The organism is Serratia sp. BNK-23, from assembly GCF_047456145.1.
In the GTDB taxonomy this organism is placed as follows: Bacteria; Pseudomonadota; Gammaproteobacteria; order Enterobacterales; family Enterobacteriaceae; genus Serratia; species Serratia nematodiphila.
The window spans coordinates 3089682-3106948 of record NZ_CP179900.1 but is presented as its reverse complement, the minus strand read 5'-3'; the positions used below and the strand labels follow the sequence as shown (position 1 = coordinate 3106948).

The window sequence follows — 17267 nt, the reverse complement described above, 5'->3', positions numbered from 1 at the left end:
ATCTTAATGTCGTTGGAGGGCGTTGAAGTTATGGGGCTGCATTCATCTGCACGCCGTGGATTACATGCCATGTATTGTCATGCAGAAGTGGTCATCGTCTCTTTCTCGTCTATCTGTCGGGTTATGAATTTCTTATCGCATATTATCGACAGGCCTGACAATACGATCGTCTTAACCGGCGTGGAAACGCCGCGACTGGCGAATTTTAACTGTCTGAAAAAAAACATCGGTCTTACGACGTTCGTTGAGGCAATAAAAATGTTCACCGCGAGCTGCAAAGGGCAGAGCCTGTCGCCGCGCGAGCTTTCGGTGTTGGCCATGCTGCTGGCGGGAAAACCGAATACCGGCGTCGCTAAGGCGTTGGGCATTTCCGAGAAAACCGTCAGCCAGCATAAAATGAATGCCATGCGTAAGCTGGAGATTGAACGTTTTCATCAGTTCATTTTGGCTGCGGATGAGCGAGTGTAATCGCAATCCCACAGGGGCGTTGGCCGCGGGGAGAGTGCCTGTTCATCCGTGCTCGTCCGGGCGCACGAAAATATGTGCGCCGGCGCCCTGTTGGCCCAAAATATCGTTTGGGTTGCGCAGCGGGCAGTCGGCGAGCGACAGGCAGCCGCAGCCGATGCAGCTGTCGAGATGGTCGCGCAGCATGGTCAGTCTTTGAATGCGCTCATCCAGCGTTTTGCGCCAGGCGGAGGACAACACGCCCCATTGCTCCGAGGTCAGCTTGCTGCCGGCGGGAAAGCGGCCCAGCGTGGCGCGGATCTCCTCCAGCGGAATGCCCGCGCTTTGCGCGATCTTGATCACCGCGATGTAGCGCAACACCACCGGCGTGTAGCGGCGCTGGTTACCGGCGTTGCGCGTCGCCTGAATCAACCCCTTGCTTTCGTAAAAGTGCAACGCGGATACCGCCACGCCGCTGCGCTTCGCCACTTCCCCAACGGTCAATAGCCGATAGGTGTTAATCGGTTCATTTCTTGCCATTCCACATTCCTCGGCTTGACCTCAAGTTAACCTGAGGTTTTATAGTGCAGCCAGCCGGGCTTGGCAACCGGCATCTTTCGTCACTTGCCTGCGCTGCGTCGGGGGAAGGGTGGCTTTGGCTGTAAAATCAGGAAGAAACCGTTACATGATGAAACGATACCTCATTATTGCCGCGCTGCTGGCGGCGCTCGCCGTCGCTGCGGTAGCGATGCGATCCACCGCGCGGCAAAGCGAAGGCGCGCCGGCCTATCCGCCGGTGAAAGTGGCGCTGGCGCCCGCACTGCGTGAACAGGCGGCGCGCAGTTACGCCGGCGTAGGCGAGCTGGAGGCGGCCAGCCAGGTGGAAGTGGCGGCAGAGACCAGCGGCCGCATCACGCGCATCCTGTTCGAATCCGGCCAAACGGTACGGCAGGGGCAACTGCTGGTGCAGCTCAACGATGCGGTCGAGCAGGCTGAGCTGGTGCGCCTGCAGGCGCAGCTGCGCAATGCCGATCTGCTGCTGGCGCGCATGCGCAAGCTGATGAACCTCAACGCCACCGCGCGGCAGCAGTTGGACGATGCGCTGGCCGAACGGGATATGGCGTTCGGGGCGGTGCAGGAAACGCAGGCCAAAATCGCGCAAAAGGCGATCCGCGCGCCGTTCTCCGGCGTCATCGGCATTCGCCGCGTGCATGAAGGGCAATACCTCAACGCCGCCGAGGCGGTGGCCAATCTGGTGGATGCCGATACGCTGCGCGTCAATTTCTCGCTGGACGAACAAAGCAGCGCCGGGTTGGCGTTGGGCCAGGCGGTGTCGGTGCAGGTCGGCGCCTATCCCGAGCGCGCTTTCCCCGCCGTTATTACCGCTATCGATCCGATGATCGGCAAATCCCGCACCGTACAGGTGCAGGCGACGTTGACTAACCGCCAGGGATTGCTGAAGGCCGGCATGTACGCCGGCATTCGCGTCACGCAGCAACAGCGCGTGGCGGTGCTGACGGTGCCGGAAACGGCGCTGACCTATACGGCGTACGGCGATACCGTGTTCGTCGCGCAACAGGGTGAAAAGGGCATGACGGTCAAGCGCGTCTCGGTCACCGTGGGCGAACGCAATGACGGGCGCGTCGAGATCGTCAGCGGCCTGCAGGAAGGCGAGCGGGTGGTGACCTCGGGCCAGCTCAAGCTGAGCGACGGCATGGCGGCCGAGCCGGTGGCGCAGGATGCTCTGAACGCCGCCCAGGCCGGTTCCTGAGGAGAGACCGATGACATTTACCGATCTGTTCGTGCGCCGGCCGGTGCTGGCGCTGGTGGTCAGCACCTTGATTCTGCTGTTCGGCGCGCTGGCGCTCAGCAAACTGCCGATCCGCCAATACCCGCTGCTGGAAAACTCTACCATCACCATCAGCACCGACTATCCCGGCGCGTCGTCCGAGCTGATGCAGGGCTTTGTTACGCAGCCGATCGCCCAAGCGGTGTCCTCCGTCGAGGGCGTTGACTACCTTTCTTCCTCCTCGGTGCAGGGGCGCAGCGTGGTGACGGTGCGCATGGCGCTGAACCGCGACTCCACCCAGGCGCTGACCGAAGTGATGGCCAAGGTCAACCAGGTGCGCTATAAGCTGCCGGAGCAGGCTTACGATCCGGTGATTGAGCGTTCCGCCGGTGAAGCCACCGCCGTGGCCTATGTCGGTTTTTCCAGTAAAACGCTGTCCACGCCGGCGCTGAGCGAATACCTGACGCGGGTGGTGGAACCGATGTTCACCACCATCGACGGCGTCGCCAAGGTTGAAGTGTTCGGCGGGCAAAAAATGGCGATGCGCCTGTGGCTGGACAGCGATCGGCTGGCCGGCCGCGGTCTGACCGCGGCCGACGTGGCCGATGCGGTGCGGCGCAACAACTACCAGGCGGCGCCGGGCAAGGTGAAAGGGCAGTATGTGGTTGCCAACGTGCGGGTGAATACCGATCTCACCAGCGTAGAGGAGTTTCGCAATCTGGTGGTGCGCAACGACGGCAACGGTCTGGTGCGCTTGAAAGACGTCGGCACCGTGGAGCTGGGCGCCGCAGCCACGGAAACCAGCGCCTTGATGGATGGCGAACCGGCGGTGTTCCTTGGCGTCTTCCCTACGCCGACCGGCAACCCGCTGGTGATCGTCGACGGCATCCGCCACCTGATGCCGGCGATCGACAAGATGCAGCCGCCGGGCGTGAAGATGGCGCTGGCGTTCGAGACCGCGCGCTTTATTCAGGCCTCGATCGATGAAGTGGTGCATACCCTGCTCGAAGCGCTGGCGATCGTTGTGGCGGTGATCTACCTGTGTCTGGGGTCGCTGCGCACCGTGTTGATCCCGGTGGTGACCATTCCGCTGTCGATACTTGGCGCCGCCGGGCTGATGCTGGCCTTCGGCTTCAGCGTCAATTTGCTGACGCTGCTGGCGATGGTCCTGGCGATCGGTTTGGTGGTGGACGACGCCATCGTGGTGGTGGAGAACGTGCATCGCCATATCGAAGAGGGGAAAACGCCGCTGGCGGCGGCGATGATCGGCGCACGCGAGGTGGCCGGGCCGGTGATCGCCATGACCCTGACGCTGGCCGCGGTCTATGCGCCGATCGGCCTGATGGGCGGGCTGACCGGCGCGCTGTTTCGCGAATTCGCGCTGACGCTGGCCGGGGCGGTGGTGGTGTCCGGCGTGGTGGCGCTGACGCTGTCGCCGGTGATGAGTTCACTCCTGCTGCCGGCCAAACAGAGCGAAGGGCGCGTGGCGCACGCCGCCGAGTGGTTCTTCGGCGGCCTGACGCGGCGCTATGCGCGCGCGCTGGATTTCTCGCTGCATCACCGTTGGCTGACCGGTACGCTGGCGCTGCTGGTGATGATCAGCCTGCCGCTATTGTACCTGATGCCGCAGCGCGAGCTGGCGCCGACCGAGGATCAGGCCATCGTACTGACCGCCATCAAGGCGCCGCAGCAGGCCAACCTGAACTATGTCGAACGCTTTGCCTACAAGCTGGACGAGGTTTACAACCGCATGCCGGAAACCGAAAGCCGCTGGATCATCAACGGCAGCGACGGCACGGCGTCCGGCATCGGCGGCATCAACCTGACGCTGTGGCAGGCGCGCCAGCGCTCGGCGTCGGCGGTGCAGGCCGATCTGCAACGGGCGGTGAACGATGTTGAAGGCACCAGCATTTTCGCCTTCCAGCTGCCCGCCTTGCCAGGCTCCACCGGGGGGCTGCCGGTGCAGATGGTGCTGCGTACGCCGCAGGACTACCCGCAGCTGTACCGCACCCTGGAGGAGGTGAAACAGAACGCCAGAAACAGCGGCCTGTTTATGGTGGTGGACAGCGATTTGGACTACAACAACCCGCTGGCGGAGGTGCACATCGATCGCGCCAAGGCCAACAGTCTGGGGATACGCATGAGCGACATCGGTGAATCGTTGGCGGTGCTGGTGGGAGAGAACTACCTCAACCGCTTCGGGATGGACGGGCGCGCTTATGACGTTATCCCGCAGAGCCTGCGCGAACAACGGCTGACGCCGCAGGCGCTGGCGCGGCAATATGTTCGCGCCCAAGACAATACGCTGGTGCCGCTCTCCACCGTGGTATCGGTGGCCGTTAAGGTCGAACCGAACAAGCTGACCCAGTTCAACCAGCAGAACGCCGCCACCCTGCAGGCGATTCCCGCGCCCGGCGTTTCGATGGGCGAAGCGGTGGCTTTCCTCGAACGGCAGGCCAATGCGCTGCCGGCCGAATTTAGCCACGACTGGCAGGGGGATTCGCGCCAATACACCCAGGAGGGCAGCGCGCTGGTGTTCGCGTTCCTGGCGGCGTTGGTGATCATTTACCTGGTGCTGGCGGCGCAGTACGAGAGCCTGAAAGATCCGCTGATTATCCTCATCACCGTGCCGCTGTCGATCTGCGGCGCCTTGCTGCCGCTGGCGCTGGGCTACGCCACGATGAATATCTATACCCAGGTCGGTCTGGTGACCCTGATCGGGCTCATCAGCAAGCACGGCATTCTGATGGTGGAGTTCGCCAACGAGCTGCAGATGCATCAGGGGCTGACGCGGCGCGCCGCGATTTTGCAGGCGGCGCAAATTCGTCTGCGGCCGGTTCTGATGACCACCGGGGCGATGGTGTTCGGTTTGATCCCGCTGCTGTTCGCCAGCGGCGCCGGGGCTGCCAGTCGCTTCGGCCTGGGGCTGGTGATCGTCTCCGGCATGCTGGTGGGCACGCTGTTTACCCTGTTTGTGTTGCCGACGGTGTATACGCTGTTGGCGCGTGATCACGCGGTAGCCTCACCTCGTCAGCGTGAGTTGGCCGCCGCGCAAAAGGCGCTGACGGAATAATCCGCCGGCGCCCGCGTGAAGAATAAACCCGCTTCGGCGGGTTTTTTCGTCAGTTTTTGCAGCCCATCAACTCCGGCAGAACGCCCGGTTTGCTCTTCAGCGAAGCCTGCACGTCGTCCGGCAGACCGGCCCAGATGATCAGGCCGGTGCGTTTCTCGATCTCGTCCACCGTCACGCGGAATTGGCAGAAATCGGCGCCCTTCGGCGTGTTCTGGTCGAACAGGAAGGCGGCATAGTGGTTCACCGCCGGGCTGTTGTTGATGAAAATCACCTTCCAGTAGGCGCTGGGGATGGTGTGCGCTTTCTGGGTGCCCGGCAGTTTGCCCATATCGCGCTCATACAGCGGCCCGGTCACGGTATAGACCGAGGAGATATCGGCGCGATCGATCAGCTTGCGTTCCTGATCTTCCAGCCGCGCCCAGGCGCCCTGGTTCAGATCGGACTTTTGCGGCGTGATGTTGGACAGGTAGTTCAACGATTCCCAGTCGGAGACGCCCGCCAGCGAGGCCAGCGGCGCCTGATGACCGCGATCGACCTTCAGCGCGGCGTTGGCGCCGGTGTAATCGGCGGGCGCCAACGTATCCGCCGGGTTGAGCGCCGGATCGGTTTTCCAGTTGCGTGTCTTGCCGCTGGCCGGCGTGTCTTTGGTGATGTGATAGGCCACCCAGTTGGCGAACTTGGTGGTGCTGTTGTTGTTCAACGTATAAGCATGACGCACGATAGACACGTTGCTGCTGCCGCCGGTCGGGCAGCCGACCGCGCAGTTGTCGATGGATTCGAGCGTGTCGGCCGACGCCTGCGCGGCGAACAGCAGGGCGGCCAAGGCCAACATCTTGTTGTTAAAGCGCATATTCATATCCTCAATAAGTTAAAAAAATACTGTATATATTTACAGTAAATTAAACTTATCGCAGTGAAACGAATACAACAATGCAACATATTCATGTTGTGAATGTGTCAGTCATGGTACAGCCAGGCCACACGTTAAATACGGCGGAAATAAAAACGGCGTCCAACAGACGCCGTTTCAAAGGGGGTTATTCCAGCAGGTCGTTGACCGTGCGGCGAACGTAGTGCGTCATCTGCGCCAGATCGCCCGGTGACACCGGGCCGCCGCCGGCGCGCACCACTTGCTGTTCGATCTGGGCGATTTCCTGTTCGACCTTGTTGGCGATCTGCACTTTGACTATCTTGTCCACCGAAGACAGCAGCACCTTCAAGACGACTTTTAGCGCGATGTTTTCGCAGAACGAGTCGTAGTGATGAACCGGCGGCGGCGGGGCCGGAGCCGGCTCGGGCGCGCGCGGAGCCAGAGCCTTGAAGCTGTCTACATTTTCAATAATAAGATCCATGTCTCTTATTAGTTCATCAAAATCTTTAGACACTGACTTATTCCCTTCGCTGTGCGCAAAAAACAGAACGCCCGTCCTCGGGCTGAAAGCGGATGAGCGACGGGCAGAACGAATTCGGGCCTGGCCTTCAGACGTTGAATGGCCGGGGGAGGGGCATTCTAACCTTGCGGCGGGTCGGCAACAAGATGGGGCCGTGCGAATGCGCGGCCCTTTGGATCACGAGGCTGGAGGGCGCTTAACTTTTCAGCTTGGCGGTGATTTTGGCCACGTGTTCGCCCTGATAGCGGGCAATGGTCAGCTCTTCGTTGCTCGGCTGCCGCGAACCGTCGGCGCCGGCGATGGTGGTGGCGCCATACGGGGTGCCGCCGCGCACCTGTGAAACGTCAAACAGCTCCTGCGTCGCATAGCCGATCGGCACGATGATGAAACCGTGGTGTGCCAGCGTGGTCCAGGTCGAACTGATGGTCTGTTCCTGGCCACCGCCGGTGCCGGTGGAGGAGAAGACGCTGCCTACCTTGCCGTACAGCGCGCCGGAAGCCCACAGGCCGCCGGTCTGATCGAGGAAGGTGCGCATTTGCCCGGCCATGTTGCCGAAGCGGGTCGGCGTGCCGAAAATAATGCCGTCATAGTCCGCCAGCTCTTGCGGGGTGGCGACCGGCGCCTGCTGGTGTTGCTTGCCCCCGGCCTTGGCGAAGGCTTCCGGCGTCATGGTTTCCGGCACGCGTTTGACCGTCACGTCCACGTTATCGACCCGATTCGCCCCTTCGGCCACCGCCTGCGCCAGGCGTTCGATGTGGCCGTACATTGAGTAATAAAGCACCAACAGTTTCGTCATGTTCCGTACTCCCGCTCAGATGATTAACAAAAACCCCTGATAAGCATAGAAGCGAATGACGAACTTGGCGTTACGACGTTACCTGATGCCGGCGATCGCCAGCAGGGCGCCAAAGGCGATCAGCAGCCCGCCAAAGGTACGATCGATGCCGCGGCGCAAACGCAAAAAGCGCGCATTGACGCCCGGTGCGGAAAATAGCAGCGCGACGGCGGCAAACCAGAAGATATGGACGGCGGCGATAAAAAGACCATAGCCGATTTGCACGCCGAGCGGGGTGTGCGGAGAAACCACCTGCATGAACAGGCTGACGATGAAGATGGTGGTTTTCGGGTTTAACGCGTTGGTGAGAAAGCCGGTTTTCAAGGCGGCGAAATCGCTGATGGCGGCCGGCGCTGTTGTGGGGGCTGCATCATGGTGCGCCGCGTTGCGCAGCAGCGTAACGCCGAGGTAGATCAGGTAGGCGGCGCCGATGGCTTTAAGCAGGTTAAACAACCAGGGCGACTGTTGAATCAATACGCCGACGCCAATCAGCGTATAGCTGACATGGACCAGCACCCCGGCGCCAATGCCGCAGGCGGTCAAGACGCCGGCGCGGCGCGAAAGCAACAGGCTATTGCGCGAGACCATGGCAAAGTCCGGCCCCGGGCTTATCACGGCGAGTAAAGTAATGGTGACGACAGCGATGAGTTCAGTCATAGTTATCCTTGCGATGTTTATCAATAGAGTGACTGATTTATAAGAGTAATTTTTCTCGGTGACAAACGATGAATAGTGACAGTATCGGTGAGAAAAACTCACGTAAAACCGGCAGGCCGTTGCCGTTGGGCGGGCTGCGTTGCTTCGAGGCCGCCGCGCGGCTGGAAAGTTTTACGCAGGCGGCGCAGGGGCTGAATTTGACGCACGGCGCCGTCAGCCGGGCGGTGCGGGCGCTGGAAGAGGAACTGGGCGTGGCGTTGTTTGAGCGCCGCCATCGGCGGGTTCTGCTCACGGCGGCGGGGCGCAAGCTGTTTCAGGCGACGCAGCAGGCATTCGGCATTCTGGATCATACCGCGCTGGAACTGCGCCAGCAGGCGCTCGACGCGCCGCTGGTCTTGTCCTGTGAACCGACCTTGTTGATGCGTTGGCTGATCCCGCGCCTGCCGGCTTTTCAGCAGGCGCACCCGGATATCAACTTACAGCTGGTGGCCGGTGGCGGGCCGTTTTCGTTCCATGACGGCATTACGGCGGCGATCAGGCGCAATGACTTCGATTGGGGAAAGCAGGTGCATAGCCTGGCGCTGTTCAGTGAAAAGGTTGGGCCGGTGTGCCAACCCGAGGCGTTGGCAAGGATGACGATCGCCGAGGGCAGCCTGCGGAGTTTGCGGCCCGGCACTAAACTGCTGCATTCTGCCACCCGGCCGGATGCCTGGCGGCACTGGGCGCAGCAGCAGGGGATGGCGTTGGCAGGGCATTCGGAGCAGCGCTTTGATCATTTCTATTTCAGCCTGCAGGCGGCGGTCGCCGGTCTTGGCATCGCGATCGGCCCGTGGTTACAAGTGCGAGACGATCTGGCCGCCGGTTTGTTGAGTGCGCCGTTCGGTTTTACGCCCGACGGCAGCGGCTATTACCTGCTGTCGCCGCAGGCGATCGTGCCGGGCAGCGCGTTGGCCCGGCTGGCCGAGTGGCTAACGCTCACGGCAGACGCCTGAGTTTTTGCGCCAGCCGCTGTTCCTGCCAGCGGCTGAAGACGTTGCGCAGCAGCAGAGTGCGCACCGCCCGCATGACCAGCGCGAGGCTCATGCCGCCGATCGCCCACAGCGACCAGAGATAGTGCGGGTGGGTAAACCAATTAATGGCGAACAGCAGCGCGCCAATCACGGCGAAACGCACCGCCATGCTCAGCAGTTTGCCTTCTGCCGCGACCTGGCGACGAAGGCGCTGTTCGTCAGGCTCCTCCTCCATTATCTGTTGCGGCTGTGCGTTGAGATCGCGGACCTGCACGCCCAGCGCGGCGGCGATTGCGGTCAAGGTTTCCAGGCTGGCCTGTTCGCCGTTTTCAATCCGCTGTACGGTGCGGGTGCTGAGGCCGGCGATGGTCGCCAGCTGCTCCTGCGACCAGCCTTTTTCCAGACGTAACGGCCTGATGCGGTACTTTTGCATGATGCACTCCCGAGTTCGCTGTCACTGTCATCCAGTGTAGGAGGCGCGGGGTGGCGGCGCCACGACAGCGGCACGACAGCGACACGACATCCGCCGCCGGCGCGGGCTGGCGGGCAGTCAGAAGGCGACGTTGCGAATAAAGCGCAGCGGGAGATCGCCGTGGTTGGCGTAAGCGTAACGTTGATCGCTGTTGAAGGTTTGCGCGGCGCCGGCGGAAAGGGTCAGCGTGCCTTGTTCCAGTTCCAGCGTCAGGGTGCCGGCAATCACATAGATCATCTCGCTCCAGCCTTCGGCGTCCGGCGCCGAGTCATAGCGCTCGCCCGGCATCAGCGTCCATTCCCACAGCTCGGCCCGTTGGCGCGCCGGCACGCTGGCGGCGAACAGCGCCTGGCTGCCCGGCTGTGCGCCTTGCCAGGCCAGTTCCCCTACCAGATGGCTGCCGCGCGCTTCCGGCGCCTGGATCAGATCGGTAAAGGAAATCGCCAGGGCGGCGGCAATCTTGTCGAGCACCGCCAGGCTGACGTTGCGATCGCCGGCCTCGATGCCCGCCAGCATGCGGCGGCTGACGCCGGAAAGTTCGGCCAGCGCCATCTGGCTCAGGCCCGCCTGTTGGCGGTAGCCGCGCAGATTGCTGCTCAGATACTGCAGCACTTTGGGGGGATCGGTTTTCGCGTTATGCGCCGTATTGCTCATCGCCGGACTTTATCTCATACTGGCAGGATCTGTGCATTATATTGCACTCAGCAGGAAGGGCAAGCCGGTGTCAGCAGCAAAAAAATCCTTTATTTCCGCCGTGGTTCCGCAGATCAGGCTGCCGGAAGCGGTGTTGATTTTCATCACCATGATCTGGGGCGGCACCTTTTTGGCGGTGCACCACGCGATGCAAGTCAGCGGGCCGTTCTTTTTTGTCGGCCTGCGTTTCGCCACCGCCACGCTGGCGTTGACGCTGTTTTCGCTGCGCGTGCTGCGCGGCCTGACCCTGTATGAACTGAAGGCGGGCGTGCTGATCGGGCTGGCGATCATGTTCGGCTATAGCATGCAAACCGTCGGCCTGCAGACCATCACCAGCAGCCAGTCGGCGTTCATCACCGCCATGTATGTGCCGATCGTGCCGCTGTTGCAATGGCTGGTGCTGGGGCGGTTCCCCGGCATCATGTCGTGGATCGGTATTCTGCTGGCCTTTACCGGCCTGATGCTGCTGGCGGCGCCGAGCAGCACCGACATGACGCTGAGCCTCGGCGAAATTCTGACGCTGGCCGGCACGCTGGGCATGGCGGCAGAGATCATCCTCATCGGCGCTTTCGCCGGCAAGGTGAATATCCGCCGGGTGACCATAGTACAGCTGGCGACCGCCTCGCTGGCCTCATTTTTGATGATGGCGCCGACCGGCGAGTCGCCGCCGCCGTATTCGGATTACCTGCTGTACAGCGCCATAGGGCTGGGGCTGGCCAGCGCGTTGATTCAGCTGACCATGAACTGGGCGCAGCGCAGCGTTTCACCCACGCGCGCTACGGTGATCTACGCCGGTGAACCGGTCTGGGCGGGCATCGTCGGGCGGCTCGCCGGTGAGCGTTTACCGGGCGTGGCGCTATTGGGGGGCGCGTTGATCGTGATTGGGGTGGTGGTCAGCGAGCTGCGCGTGCGACGCAAGGATAAAGCGGCGGTGGCGACGGAAGCGGATTAGCGCAGAGGCGTAAAAAGAAAAGGGCGGAGAGATCCGCCCCTTTTTGCATCACGCGGTTTTCTTCTTGCGCAGGAACACGTAAGACAGGCCGAGCACGATGAACCACAGCGGGGTGACGATCAGCGCCTGGCGGGTGTCTTCGCGCAGCGACAGCAGCACCAGCACGAACACGAAGAACGCCATGCACACCCAGCACATCAGTTTGCCGGCAGGCATTTTGTAGATCGATTTCTGGTGCAGCGCCGGGCGTCGTTTACGGTAGACCAGGTATGAGCACAAAATGATGGTCCAGACGAACATGAACAGAATCGCCGATACGGTGGTCACCAGAGTGAAGACCGTCATCACGTTCGGGATCAGGTAAATCAGCACCACGCCGCCCAGCAGGCAGATACAGGAGAAGGTGAGGCCGTTGGCCGGCACCGCGCGCTTGGACAGGTTAGCGAACGATTTCGGCGCGTCGCCTTCCTGCGCCAGCCCGAACAGCATGCGGCTGGTGGAGAACACGCCGCTGTTGGCGGAAGAGGCGGCGGAGGTCAGTACCACGAAGTTGATTACGCTGGCCGCGGCCGGCAGGCCGATCAGCACGAACAGCTCAACGAACGGGCTCTTGTCAGGCACCACGGAGTTCCACGGCGTTACCGACATGATGACGATCAGGGCGAACACGTAGAACATGATGATGCGGATCGGAATCGAGTTGATGGCGCGCGGCAGCGACTTCTCCGGATCCTTGGTTTCCGCGGCGGTGGTGCCCACCAGCTCAATGCCGACGAAGGCGAATACCGCGATCTGGAAGCCGGCGAAGAAGCCGCTGATGCCTTTCGGGAACATGCCGCCGTCATTCCACAGATGGGTGAATGAGGCTACGGTGCCGGTCGGCGACTGGAACTGCATGGCGATCATCACCAGCCCGGCGACGATCAGCCCGACGATGGCGACGATTTTAATCATCGCAAACCAAAACTCCATTTCGCCGAACATTTTCACCGTCGCCAGATTAAGGCCGAGCAGCAACAGCACGCACAGCAGTGAAGCGATCCACTGTGACAGCTCGGGGAACCAGAACTGGGCGTAGGCGGTGATCGCCACGACGTCGGCAATGCCGGTGACCACCCAGCAGAACCAGTAGGTCCAGCCGGTGAAGAAACCGGCCCACGGGCCGAGCAGATCCGCGGCGAAATCGCTGAACGATTTGTACTCCAGGTTGGACAGCAGCAGCTCGCCCATGGCGCGCATCACGAAGAACAGCATAAAGCCGATGATCATGTACACGAAGATGATCGAGGGGCCGGCCAGGCTGATGGTTTTACCGGAACCCATAAACAGGCCGGTGCCGATGGCGCCGCCGATGGCGATCAGTTGAATATGTCGGTTAGTGAGGTTTCGCCGTAGATGATCTTCTGAAGCGGGCGTCGCGTCAGTCGCTATTTTAGAGTGATCTACCATCTGATGATGTCCTGTTTTACCTGTCATTAGTGAAGTCGCGAGCTCTGAAGTGGCTCTTTTTTATACATTTATCCGGTTGATCCGGCTTTAGTAAGGTAGTGCAATAACGCCACCTTTGTGCAACATGTTTACAACATTTATACGCGGGATAAAAGTCGATCAATCTTTACACGAGAGGAGGCAAATCGGACGTTCAGGGAGCGGAAGATTACTCTTCAAACGGTGGGATTAACAGACCTTATGCGGCTTATCTCGTTGATTAAACAAAGGGTTGTAAAATTCGCATGAGAAAAAGTAATGGGTGTAAGCGTTTGACAGCGCCTCCGACGAGGAGGACAATTTACCGCGTTGGGTCGTTAGCTCAGTCGGTAGAGCAGTTGACTCTTAATCAATTGGTCACAGGTTCGAACCCTGTACGACCCACCAACCAAATCAGCGTGTTACGCTCAGACTTTTCTTCGTTTCTTCCCGCATTGCGCCGTTTTAAGCGCGCATTCTGCAAAAAAATTCGCATTTTTCGACTGATGTTCAGAAAGGTGATCTGGCGCAAACTGCAATGTTGCACCGTACTTTATACGGCAAGGGAGGCTGTGCGCTGGCGCAACGTCGGCGTAGGGGCGGGCCATTTGCCCAAGAATCTTTCAGGTCAGGAAACGGGGAATAAATGCGCCGTCGACATCAAAAGCAGCGCCCAGACGGCGGCCGAGAGCGCGGCGGTGGCATAGACGCGCCGCGCCGGCAGTTGCAGCATGCCGGCCATCAGCGGCACGGTGTAACGCATCACCGCCAGAAAACGCGAGGCGAACAGCAGCGGCAGCCCGCGCTTTTGCAAGGCGCTTTGCGCTTTGCGCAGCGGGGCGTGAAAGCGTGCCGGCAGCCGGCGGCCAAGATCGCGGCGGCACAGCAGCGCGCCGAAGTGGAAAGACAGGATCGAGCCTAACGCCGCGCCGAGGGCGATGGCTGCCCAAACCGAGCCGATGGGCAGCGCATGCTTGCCCGCCACGATGCCCATCAGCAGCGTGACCGAGGCGGGCGGCAGGGCGGAAGACACTACGATCACGGATTTTCCCAGCGCGAACAGGAAAATCAGTAGCAGCAACATCTCCGGTTCCGGACTGTATTTGGCGATAATGTGCGTCAATTCATCCATTTAACACCTGCGGGCGAGAGGGCTGAGTGCCAGTGTCCCATCCGCAGGTTCAATAAGGGTTAAATAACGCGCCGCTATCCGGCGATCTCCGCGTCTTGCTTGCTCACGTCGGTGCGCCGGTTTCTGAGCGCCCACAACAGCGTGGCGCACAGCAGCGAAAAGGCAGCCAGCACCAACGGCCCGGCATGCGGGCTGTGAAAACGCTGTTCCGCCTCGGTGCGGATCAGCGGGGCTAAAAAGCTGAATGCGGCGCCAAGCGTGGTGCAAAAACCGATGCCGGCCGCCAGCGCCGGGCCGGTCAGCACCTGGGCGGGAAACGTCCAGAAAATCGGCTGTACCGCCAGAAAACTGACTGCGCAACAGCTCAGGGCGACGATGGCGAGCAAAGGGCCGGCATAGGAAGACACCACCAAACCCAGCGCTGCCGCGACCATGCAGCCGACGGCGATCGGTAATCGTCTGGCGGTTTTTCTGTCGGCATAGCGCGGCAGGAAATAGACGCCCAGCGCGGAGAACGCCCAGGGAATGGCGGCCACCAGCGAGGCCTTGAAGCCAAGATGGGTGCCCATCAGCGAGGCGACCTGCGACGGCAGGAAAAACATCAGGCCGTAGACGCCGATCTGCAGGGTGCCGTAGATCAACGCCAGATGCCAAACTTTGCCGCTGCTCATCGCCGCTTTGACGCTGCTGGTTTCGGTCTGCTGCTGTTCATCGGCCAATTGTGCCACCAGCGCCGTGCGTTCTTCCTCGGTCAGAAAGCGCGCCTGCCGTGGATTATCGTCGAGATAGAAAAAGGCGAAAACGCCGAGGACGACGGCCGGCAATCCTTCCAGCACAAACATCCAGAACCAGCCGGGTTTACCCAACACGCCGTGCATCTCCAGCAATGCCCCCGATAGCGGTGAACCGAGCGTCAGCGCCGCCGGCACGCCGAGCACGAAAATGCCAATCACCGAGGCGCGCACCTTATTGGGAAAATAGATCGACGCCAGCAGCAGGATGCCGGGGTAAAAGCCGGCTTCGGCGATCCCCAGCAGAAACCGCAGGACGATAAATTGCTGTTCATTGGTCACCAGCCCGGTGCAGGCCGACAGCGCCCCCCACAGCGCGGTGGTGGCGCTGAGCCAGCGTTTGGCGCCCCAGCGGTTCATCAGCAGGTTGGCCGGGATGCCGAACAGCGCATAGGCGGCAAAAAATATCCCGGCGCCCAGGGCAAAGGCGGATTGCGACAGCGCGATATCGATGGCCATCGCGTCCTTGGCAAAGCCGACGTTAACCCTGTCGATAAAGGCGATGAAGTACATGGCGAACATCAAGGGCACCAGTCTGCGCCAGGTTTTGCGAATGGCGGCGTTGAGCGCAGGAGCGGCATAGGTGGCGTGATTCACTGGCGGTAACCTCTCTTCTGAGAATGACAAGCGTCGGTCATAAGGACCGTCCTGGCGCCGTTGCCCTCAACACGACGGTAACAGCGGACCTTTTTCGCAAACCCTAAAGGTCTAATGGTCAGGCCTTTTGGGGTGAAAAAAATGCCGCGTATCGGGTCGGCAGATTGATGCAGACATCACCATGGTGAATGGTATGTTGCTTTTTTGTTAATCAGACGTTCACACAGGGCCAGGGCGCGTTCAAGCGCTTTGATCGAGATCTGTGTGCGCTATCACCGAATTGGCAACCCGGTGACAGACACTGGAGAGTGGCGCTTTCATCTCGCGAGGGAGGACGATAAGGTGAGGCACGGCAAAACAGAATGCAGGAGCGCAACATGCTGAAGGTCATCGCTGAAGATTTTATCCACCCGGAACACATTGACACCGTTATGCCGTGGTATCGCGAACTGGTGGAGAAAACCCGTCAAGAGCCGCTGTGCATCAGCTATGAACTGTGCATCGACCAGCAGGATCCCGGGCATTTTATTTTTATCGAAAGCTGGCCGGATCGCGCCGCTCTGGATGTGCATTGTCAGACCGAGCATTTCACCCGGCTGGTGCCGCAGATCAACCACTATCAGCGCAAGCCTTGTACCTTCCTGTTTATGCAGGCATTTCCTGAAACAGGCGATAAATAGGCGAAAAAATCCCCGCAGGGGGCGGGGTCAATGGCTTCTCATTACTATCTTGTTGTGTTTAAAAAATAGGCTGATAATGATTTTCATTCTCTAAGAATGCTCTTAAATAAATCAGCTTGGTGAATGATTCACTGCCTGCTTTTCGCTGGCGGTTTTAATGGCGCGCAACATACGGCGCCGTATCAACCCGCTTACCAGGCGAATCGCATACCAATAGGGGGTAAACCGCCGCCGGCTGGCGTCGTCGGGGCAGAAGATGCGCGTTTCCGTCACCAGACGACAGCGCCCACCCTCGGAGGGGCTCACGACATAACCCAGCGCCAGTTTGGCGACGCCGGGCTGCGCGAAAGCAAGAAACCCCGCCCCGTCGGCGACCTGCTCCAGGCCGTATTCAGCCTGCCAAAATCGGCCGATCAGGCCATAGACCAACGCGCTTTCATCCTGCTCAAGCAGGCAAAAGTTATGCAGGCCAAACGGCGGCGGGCTGGGTTTATCGCGTGGCATCAGGCGCGCGGGCAATTCGCGTAGCGCTATCATGCTGCGGAAAAAGCGATCGTGCTTGGGATCATAAGCGGCCACGGCCTCCAGGATCCGCGCCTGCGGTGCGGTGATGGCGATCGCATGCCGCTCCGAGAACTGGTATTGCCCAAGGTATTTATTCAATAGCGTCATGCTTTGCATTCTCCCGCCATTCGTTTTGCAGCAGGGCGAAACCGAATTCGTCGCCCCACGCGCCTTTGAAAAACACGTTTTGCCGCCAACAGGCCTCACGGCGAAAGCCCAGCTTACTGAACAACGCGGCGGCGCGAAGATTACGCGCGTCCACCACGGCGGTAATGCGGTGTTTCGCCAGCGGCCCGAACAGCAGGGCGATGACGGCGCTTAGCGCCTCGCGCGCTTGTCCTTGCCGCTGATGAACCGGATCGAAGGTCACGCCCAGTTCAGCCTGACGCCCTTCATCGAAAAAATGGACCGCGACATCGCCCAGCAACGCGCCGTCTTCGCGGCGCTCGACCGCCAGTTGAAACCAGCTGTCGTCACGGTTGAATTCGAGCTGCCGTTGCTGTGCGAAAAAGGCCTGTGCCTCGGCGGCGCTGTAGTCGCTCCAGCTTTGATAGCGCGCCACGTCTGGGTGGCTGCGGTAGGCGGTAAAGTGGGGCAGATCGTCGGCGGTGAACGGGCGCAGGATCAGTCTGGGGGTTTGTAGAGGCAAATGGCGCATTGTTTTTCCTTATCAGCGCATTAGGGCTACCGGCAGTGTAGCCCAGCGCCGACAGGCAGGCT

Annotated in this window: 18 protein-coding genes and 1 tRNA gene; 7 read left to right on the top strand and 12 right to left on the bottom strand. The window is 60.7% G+C overall.

Going from position 1 to position 17267, the window contains the following annotated elements; genetic code table 11:
• Positions 1 to 30 precede the first annotated feature (30 nt).
• Complete coding sequence (locus ACMGF9_RS14850) at positions 31 to 468, top strand: helix-turn-helix transcriptional regulator (protein WP_197717911.1); 438 nt, start codon at positions 31 to 33, stop codon at positions 466 to 468.
• 42 nt (positions 469 to 510) lie between these two features.
• On the opposite strand, the gene soxR is transcribed toward ACMGF9_RS14850, so the two are convergent.
• Positions 511 to 984, bottom strand: a complete 474-nt coding sequence (gene soxR, locus ACMGF9_RS14845; protein ID WP_049187531.1) for a redox-sensitive transcriptional activator SoxR — start codon at positions 982 to 984, stop codon at positions 511 to 513.
• A 145-nt stretch (positions 985 to 1129) separates the two neighbouring features.
• Here soxR and ACMGF9_RS14840 point away from each other — a divergent pair, with 145 nt between their 5' ends.
• A complete protein-coding gene (locus ACMGF9_RS14840; protein ID WP_414160299.1) occupies positions 1130 to 2215 on the top strand; it encodes an efflux RND transporter periplasmic adaptor subunit in 1086 nt (361 codons plus the stop codon).
• Between the two features lie 10 nt (positions 2216 to 2225).
• Positions 2226 to 5306 (top strand): MexW/MexI family multidrug efflux RND transporter permease subunit, encoded by a 3081-nt coding sequence (locus tag ACMGF9_RS14835; protein ID WP_414160298.1) that lies wholly within the window; start codon positions 2226 to 2228, stop codon positions 5304 to 5306.
• Between the two features lie 49 nt (positions 5307 to 5355).
• Here ACMGF9_RS14835 and ACMGF9_RS14830 read toward each other — a convergent pair whose 3' ends face one another.
• The 4 genes from ACMGF9_RS14830 to ACMGF9_RS14815 form a co-directional block, all read right to left on the bottom strand.
• Positions 5356 to 6156: a DNA/RNA non-specific endonuclease gene (locus ACMGF9_RS14830; protein ID WP_015377376.1), complete on the bottom strand. Its 801-nt coding sequence runs from the start codon at positions 6154 to 6156 to the stop codon at positions 5356 to 5358.
• A gap of 187 nt (positions 6157 to 6343) precedes the next feature.
• On the bottom strand, positions 6344 to 6658 hold the full coding sequence (locus ACMGF9_RS14825) for a hypothetical protein (RefSeq protein ID WP_004928047.1): 315 nt from the start codon (positions 6656 to 6658) through the stop codon (positions 6344 to 6346).
• 235 nt (positions 6659 to 6893) lie between these two features.
• Positions 6894 to 7493 carry an NAD(P)H:quinone oxidoreductase gene (gene wrbA / locus ACMGF9_RS14820; protein WP_015377377.1) on the bottom strand — a complete coding sequence of 200 codons (600 nt, stop codon included), beginning with the start codon at positions 7491 to 7493 and terminating at the stop codon, positions 6894 to 6896.
• Between the two features lie 78 nt (positions 7494 to 7571).
• The gene (locus ACMGF9_RS14815; RefSeq protein ID WP_076740359.1) at positions 7572 to 8189 is read right to left on the bottom strand and encodes a LysE family translocator; all 618 of its coding nucleotides are present in this window, start codon (positions 8187 to 8189) and stop codon (positions 7572 to 7574) included.
• 68 nt (positions 8190 to 8257) lie between these two features.
• Here ACMGF9_RS14815 and ACMGF9_RS14810 point away from each other — a divergent pair, with 68 nt between their 5' ends.
• Positions 8258 to 9181: a LysR family transcriptional regulator gene (locus ACMGF9_RS14810; protein WP_088381451.1), complete on the top strand. Its 924-nt coding sequence runs from the start codon at positions 8258 to 8260 to the stop codon at positions 9179 to 9181.
• Here the strand turns inward: ACMGF9_RS14810 and ACMGF9_RS14805 are convergent.
• Entirely contained in the window at positions 9165 to 9632 is a 468-nt protein-coding gene (locus ACMGF9_RS14805; protein WP_021504872.1) for a helix-turn-helix domain-containing protein, read from the bottom strand. The genes ACMGF9_RS14810 and ACMGF9_RS14805 overlap by 17 nt on opposite strands.
• Before the next feature lie 117 nt (positions 9633 to 9749).
• On the bottom strand, positions 9750 to 10325 hold the full coding sequence (locus ACMGF9_RS14800; RefSeq protein ID WP_015377381.1) for a helix-turn-helix domain-containing protein: 576 nt from the start codon (positions 10323 to 10325) through the stop codon (positions 9750 to 9752).
• A gap of 67 nt (positions 10326 to 10392) precedes the next feature.
• Here ACMGF9_RS14800 and ACMGF9_RS14795 point away from each other — a divergent pair, with 67 nt between their 5' ends.
• Positions 10393 to 11316 (top strand): DMT family transporter, encoded by a 924-nt coding sequence (locus ACMGF9_RS14795; protein ID WP_015377382.1) that lies wholly within the window; start codon positions 10393 to 10395, stop codon positions 11314 to 11316.
• 48 nt (positions 11317 to 11364) lie between these two features.
• Here ACMGF9_RS14795 and cycA read toward each other — a convergent pair whose 3' ends face one another.
• Positions 11365 to 12765 (bottom strand): D-serine/D-alanine/glycine transporter, encoded by a 1401-nt coding sequence (gene cycA / locus ACMGF9_RS14790; protein WP_028128006.1) that lies wholly within the window; start codon positions 12763 to 12765, stop codon positions 11365 to 11367.
• Positions 12766 to 13115: 350 nt separating this feature from the next.
• Between cycA and ACMGF9_RS14785 the strand changes: the two genes are divergently transcribed.
• Positions 13116 to 13191, top strand: a tRNA-Lys gene (locus ACMGF9_RS14785).
• A 220-nt stretch (positions 13192 to 13411) separates the two neighbouring features.
• On the opposite strand, the gene ACMGF9_RS14780 is transcribed toward ACMGF9_RS14785, so the two are convergent.
• Both ACMGF9_RS14780 and ACMGF9_RS14775 read right to left on the bottom strand, forming a co-directional pair.
• The gene (locus ACMGF9_RS14780) at positions 13412 to 13915 is read right to left on the bottom strand and encodes a DedA family protein (RefSeq protein ID WP_076740357.1); all 504 of its coding nucleotides are present in this window, start codon (positions 13913 to 13915) and stop codon (positions 13412 to 13414) included.
• Between the two features lie 74 nt (positions 13916 to 13989).
• A complete protein-coding gene (locus ACMGF9_RS14775) occupies positions 13990 to 15228 on the bottom strand; it encodes an MFS transporter (protein ID WP_226883002.1) in 1239 nt (412 codons plus the stop codon).
• 452 nt (positions 15229 to 15680) lie between these two features.
• Between ACMGF9_RS14775 and ACMGF9_RS14770 the strand changes: the two genes are divergently transcribed.
• A complete protein-coding gene (locus ACMGF9_RS14770; RefSeq protein WP_015377386.1) occupies positions 15681 to 15983 on the top strand; it encodes a putative quinol monooxygenase in 303 nt (100 codons plus the stop codon).
• A gap of 111 nt (positions 15984 to 16094) precedes the next feature.
• Here ACMGF9_RS14770 and ACMGF9_RS14765 read toward each other — a convergent pair whose 3' ends face one another.
• Together ACMGF9_RS14765 and ACMGF9_RS14760 are read right to left on the bottom strand one after the other, a co-directional pair.
• Positions 16095 to 16664 carry a hypothetical protein gene (locus ACMGF9_RS14765; protein WP_239507756.1) on the bottom strand — a complete coding sequence of 190 codons (570 nt, stop codon included), beginning with the start codon at positions 16662 to 16664 and terminating at the stop codon, positions 16095 to 16097.
• Positions 16639 to 17205: a GNAT family N-acetyltransferase gene (locus ACMGF9_RS14760; protein ID WP_015377388.1), complete on the bottom strand. Its 567-nt coding sequence runs from the start codon at positions 17203 to 17205 to the stop codon at positions 16639 to 16641. Before ACMGF9_RS14760 ends, ACMGF9_RS14765 begins: the two co-directional genes overlap by 26 nt.
• Positions 17206 to 17267 lie beyond the last annotated feature (62 nt).

What these genes read in the sequence shown, in the direction of transcription:
- ACMGF9_RS14850 (WP_197717911.1), top strand. Translation starts at nt 31, where the DNA reads ATGGGGCTGCATTCATCTGCACGCCGTGGATTACATGCCATGTATTGT.
- soxR (WP_049187531.1), bottom strand. Translation starts at nt 984, where the DNA reads ATGGCAAGAAATGAACCGATTAACACCTATCGGCTATTGACCGTTGGG.
- ACMGF9_RS14840 (WP_414160299.1), top strand. Translation starts at nt 1,130, where the DNA reads ATGATGAAACGATACCTCATTATTGCCGCGCTGCTGGCGGCGCTCGCC.
- ACMGF9_RS14835 (WP_414160298.1), top strand. Translation starts at nt 2,226, where the DNA reads ATGACATTTACCGATCTGTTCGTGCGCCGGCCGGTGCTGGCGCTGGTG.
- ACMGF9_RS14830 (WP_015377376.1), bottom strand. Translation starts at nt 6,156, where the DNA reads ATGCGCTTTAACAACAAGATGTTGGCCTTGGCCGCCCTGCTGTTCGCC.
- ACMGF9_RS14825 (WP_004928047.1), bottom strand. Translation starts at nt 6,658, where the DNA reads ATGGATCTTATTATTGAAAATGTAGACAGCTTCAAGGCTCTGGCTCCG.
- wrbA (WP_015377377.1), bottom strand. Translation starts at nt 7,493, where the DNA reads ATGACGAAACTGTTGGTGCTTTATTACTCAATGTACGGCCACATCGAA.
- ACMGF9_RS14815 (WP_076740359.1), bottom strand. Translation starts at nt 8,189, where the DNA reads ATGACTGAACTCATCGCTGTCGTCACCATTACTTTACTCGCCGTGATA.
- ACMGF9_RS14810 (WP_088381451.1), top strand. Translation starts at nt 8,258, where the DNA reads ATGAATAGTGACAGTATCGGTGAGAAAAACTCACGTAAAACCGGCAGG.
- ACMGF9_RS14805 (WP_021504872.1), bottom strand. Translation starts at nt 9,632, where the DNA reads ATGCAAAAGTACCGCATCAGGCCGTTACGTCTGGAAAAAGGCTGGTCG.
- ACMGF9_RS14800 (WP_015377381.1), bottom strand. Translation starts at nt 10,325, where the DNA reads ATGAGCAATACGGCGCATAACGCGAAAACCGATCCCCCCAAAGTGCTG.
- cycA (WP_028128006.1), bottom strand. Translation starts at nt 12,765, where the DNA reads ATGGTAGATCACTCTAAAATAGCGACTGACGCGACGCCCGCTTCAGAA.
- ACMGF9_RS14780 (WP_076740357.1), bottom strand. Translation starts at nt 13,915, where the DNA reads ATGGATGAATTGACGCACATTATCGCCAAATACAGTCCGGAACCGGAG.
- ACMGF9_RS14775 (WP_226883002.1), bottom strand. Translation starts at nt 15,228, where the DNA reads ATGTTCGCCATGTACTTCATCGCCTTTATCGACAGGGTTAACGTCGGC.
- ACMGF9_RS14770 (WP_015377386.1), top strand. Translation starts at nt 15,681, where the DNA reads ATGCTGAAGGTCATCGCTGAAGATTTTATCCACCCGGAACACATTGAC.
- ACMGF9_RS14765 (WP_239507756.1), bottom strand. Translation starts at nt 16,664, where the DNA reads ATGCAAAGCATGACGCTATTGAATAAATACCTTGGGCAATACCAGTTC.
- ACMGF9_RS14760 (WP_015377388.1), bottom strand. Translation starts at nt 17,205, where the DNA reads ATGCGCCATTTGCCTCTACAAACCCCCAGACTGATCCTGCGCCCGTTC.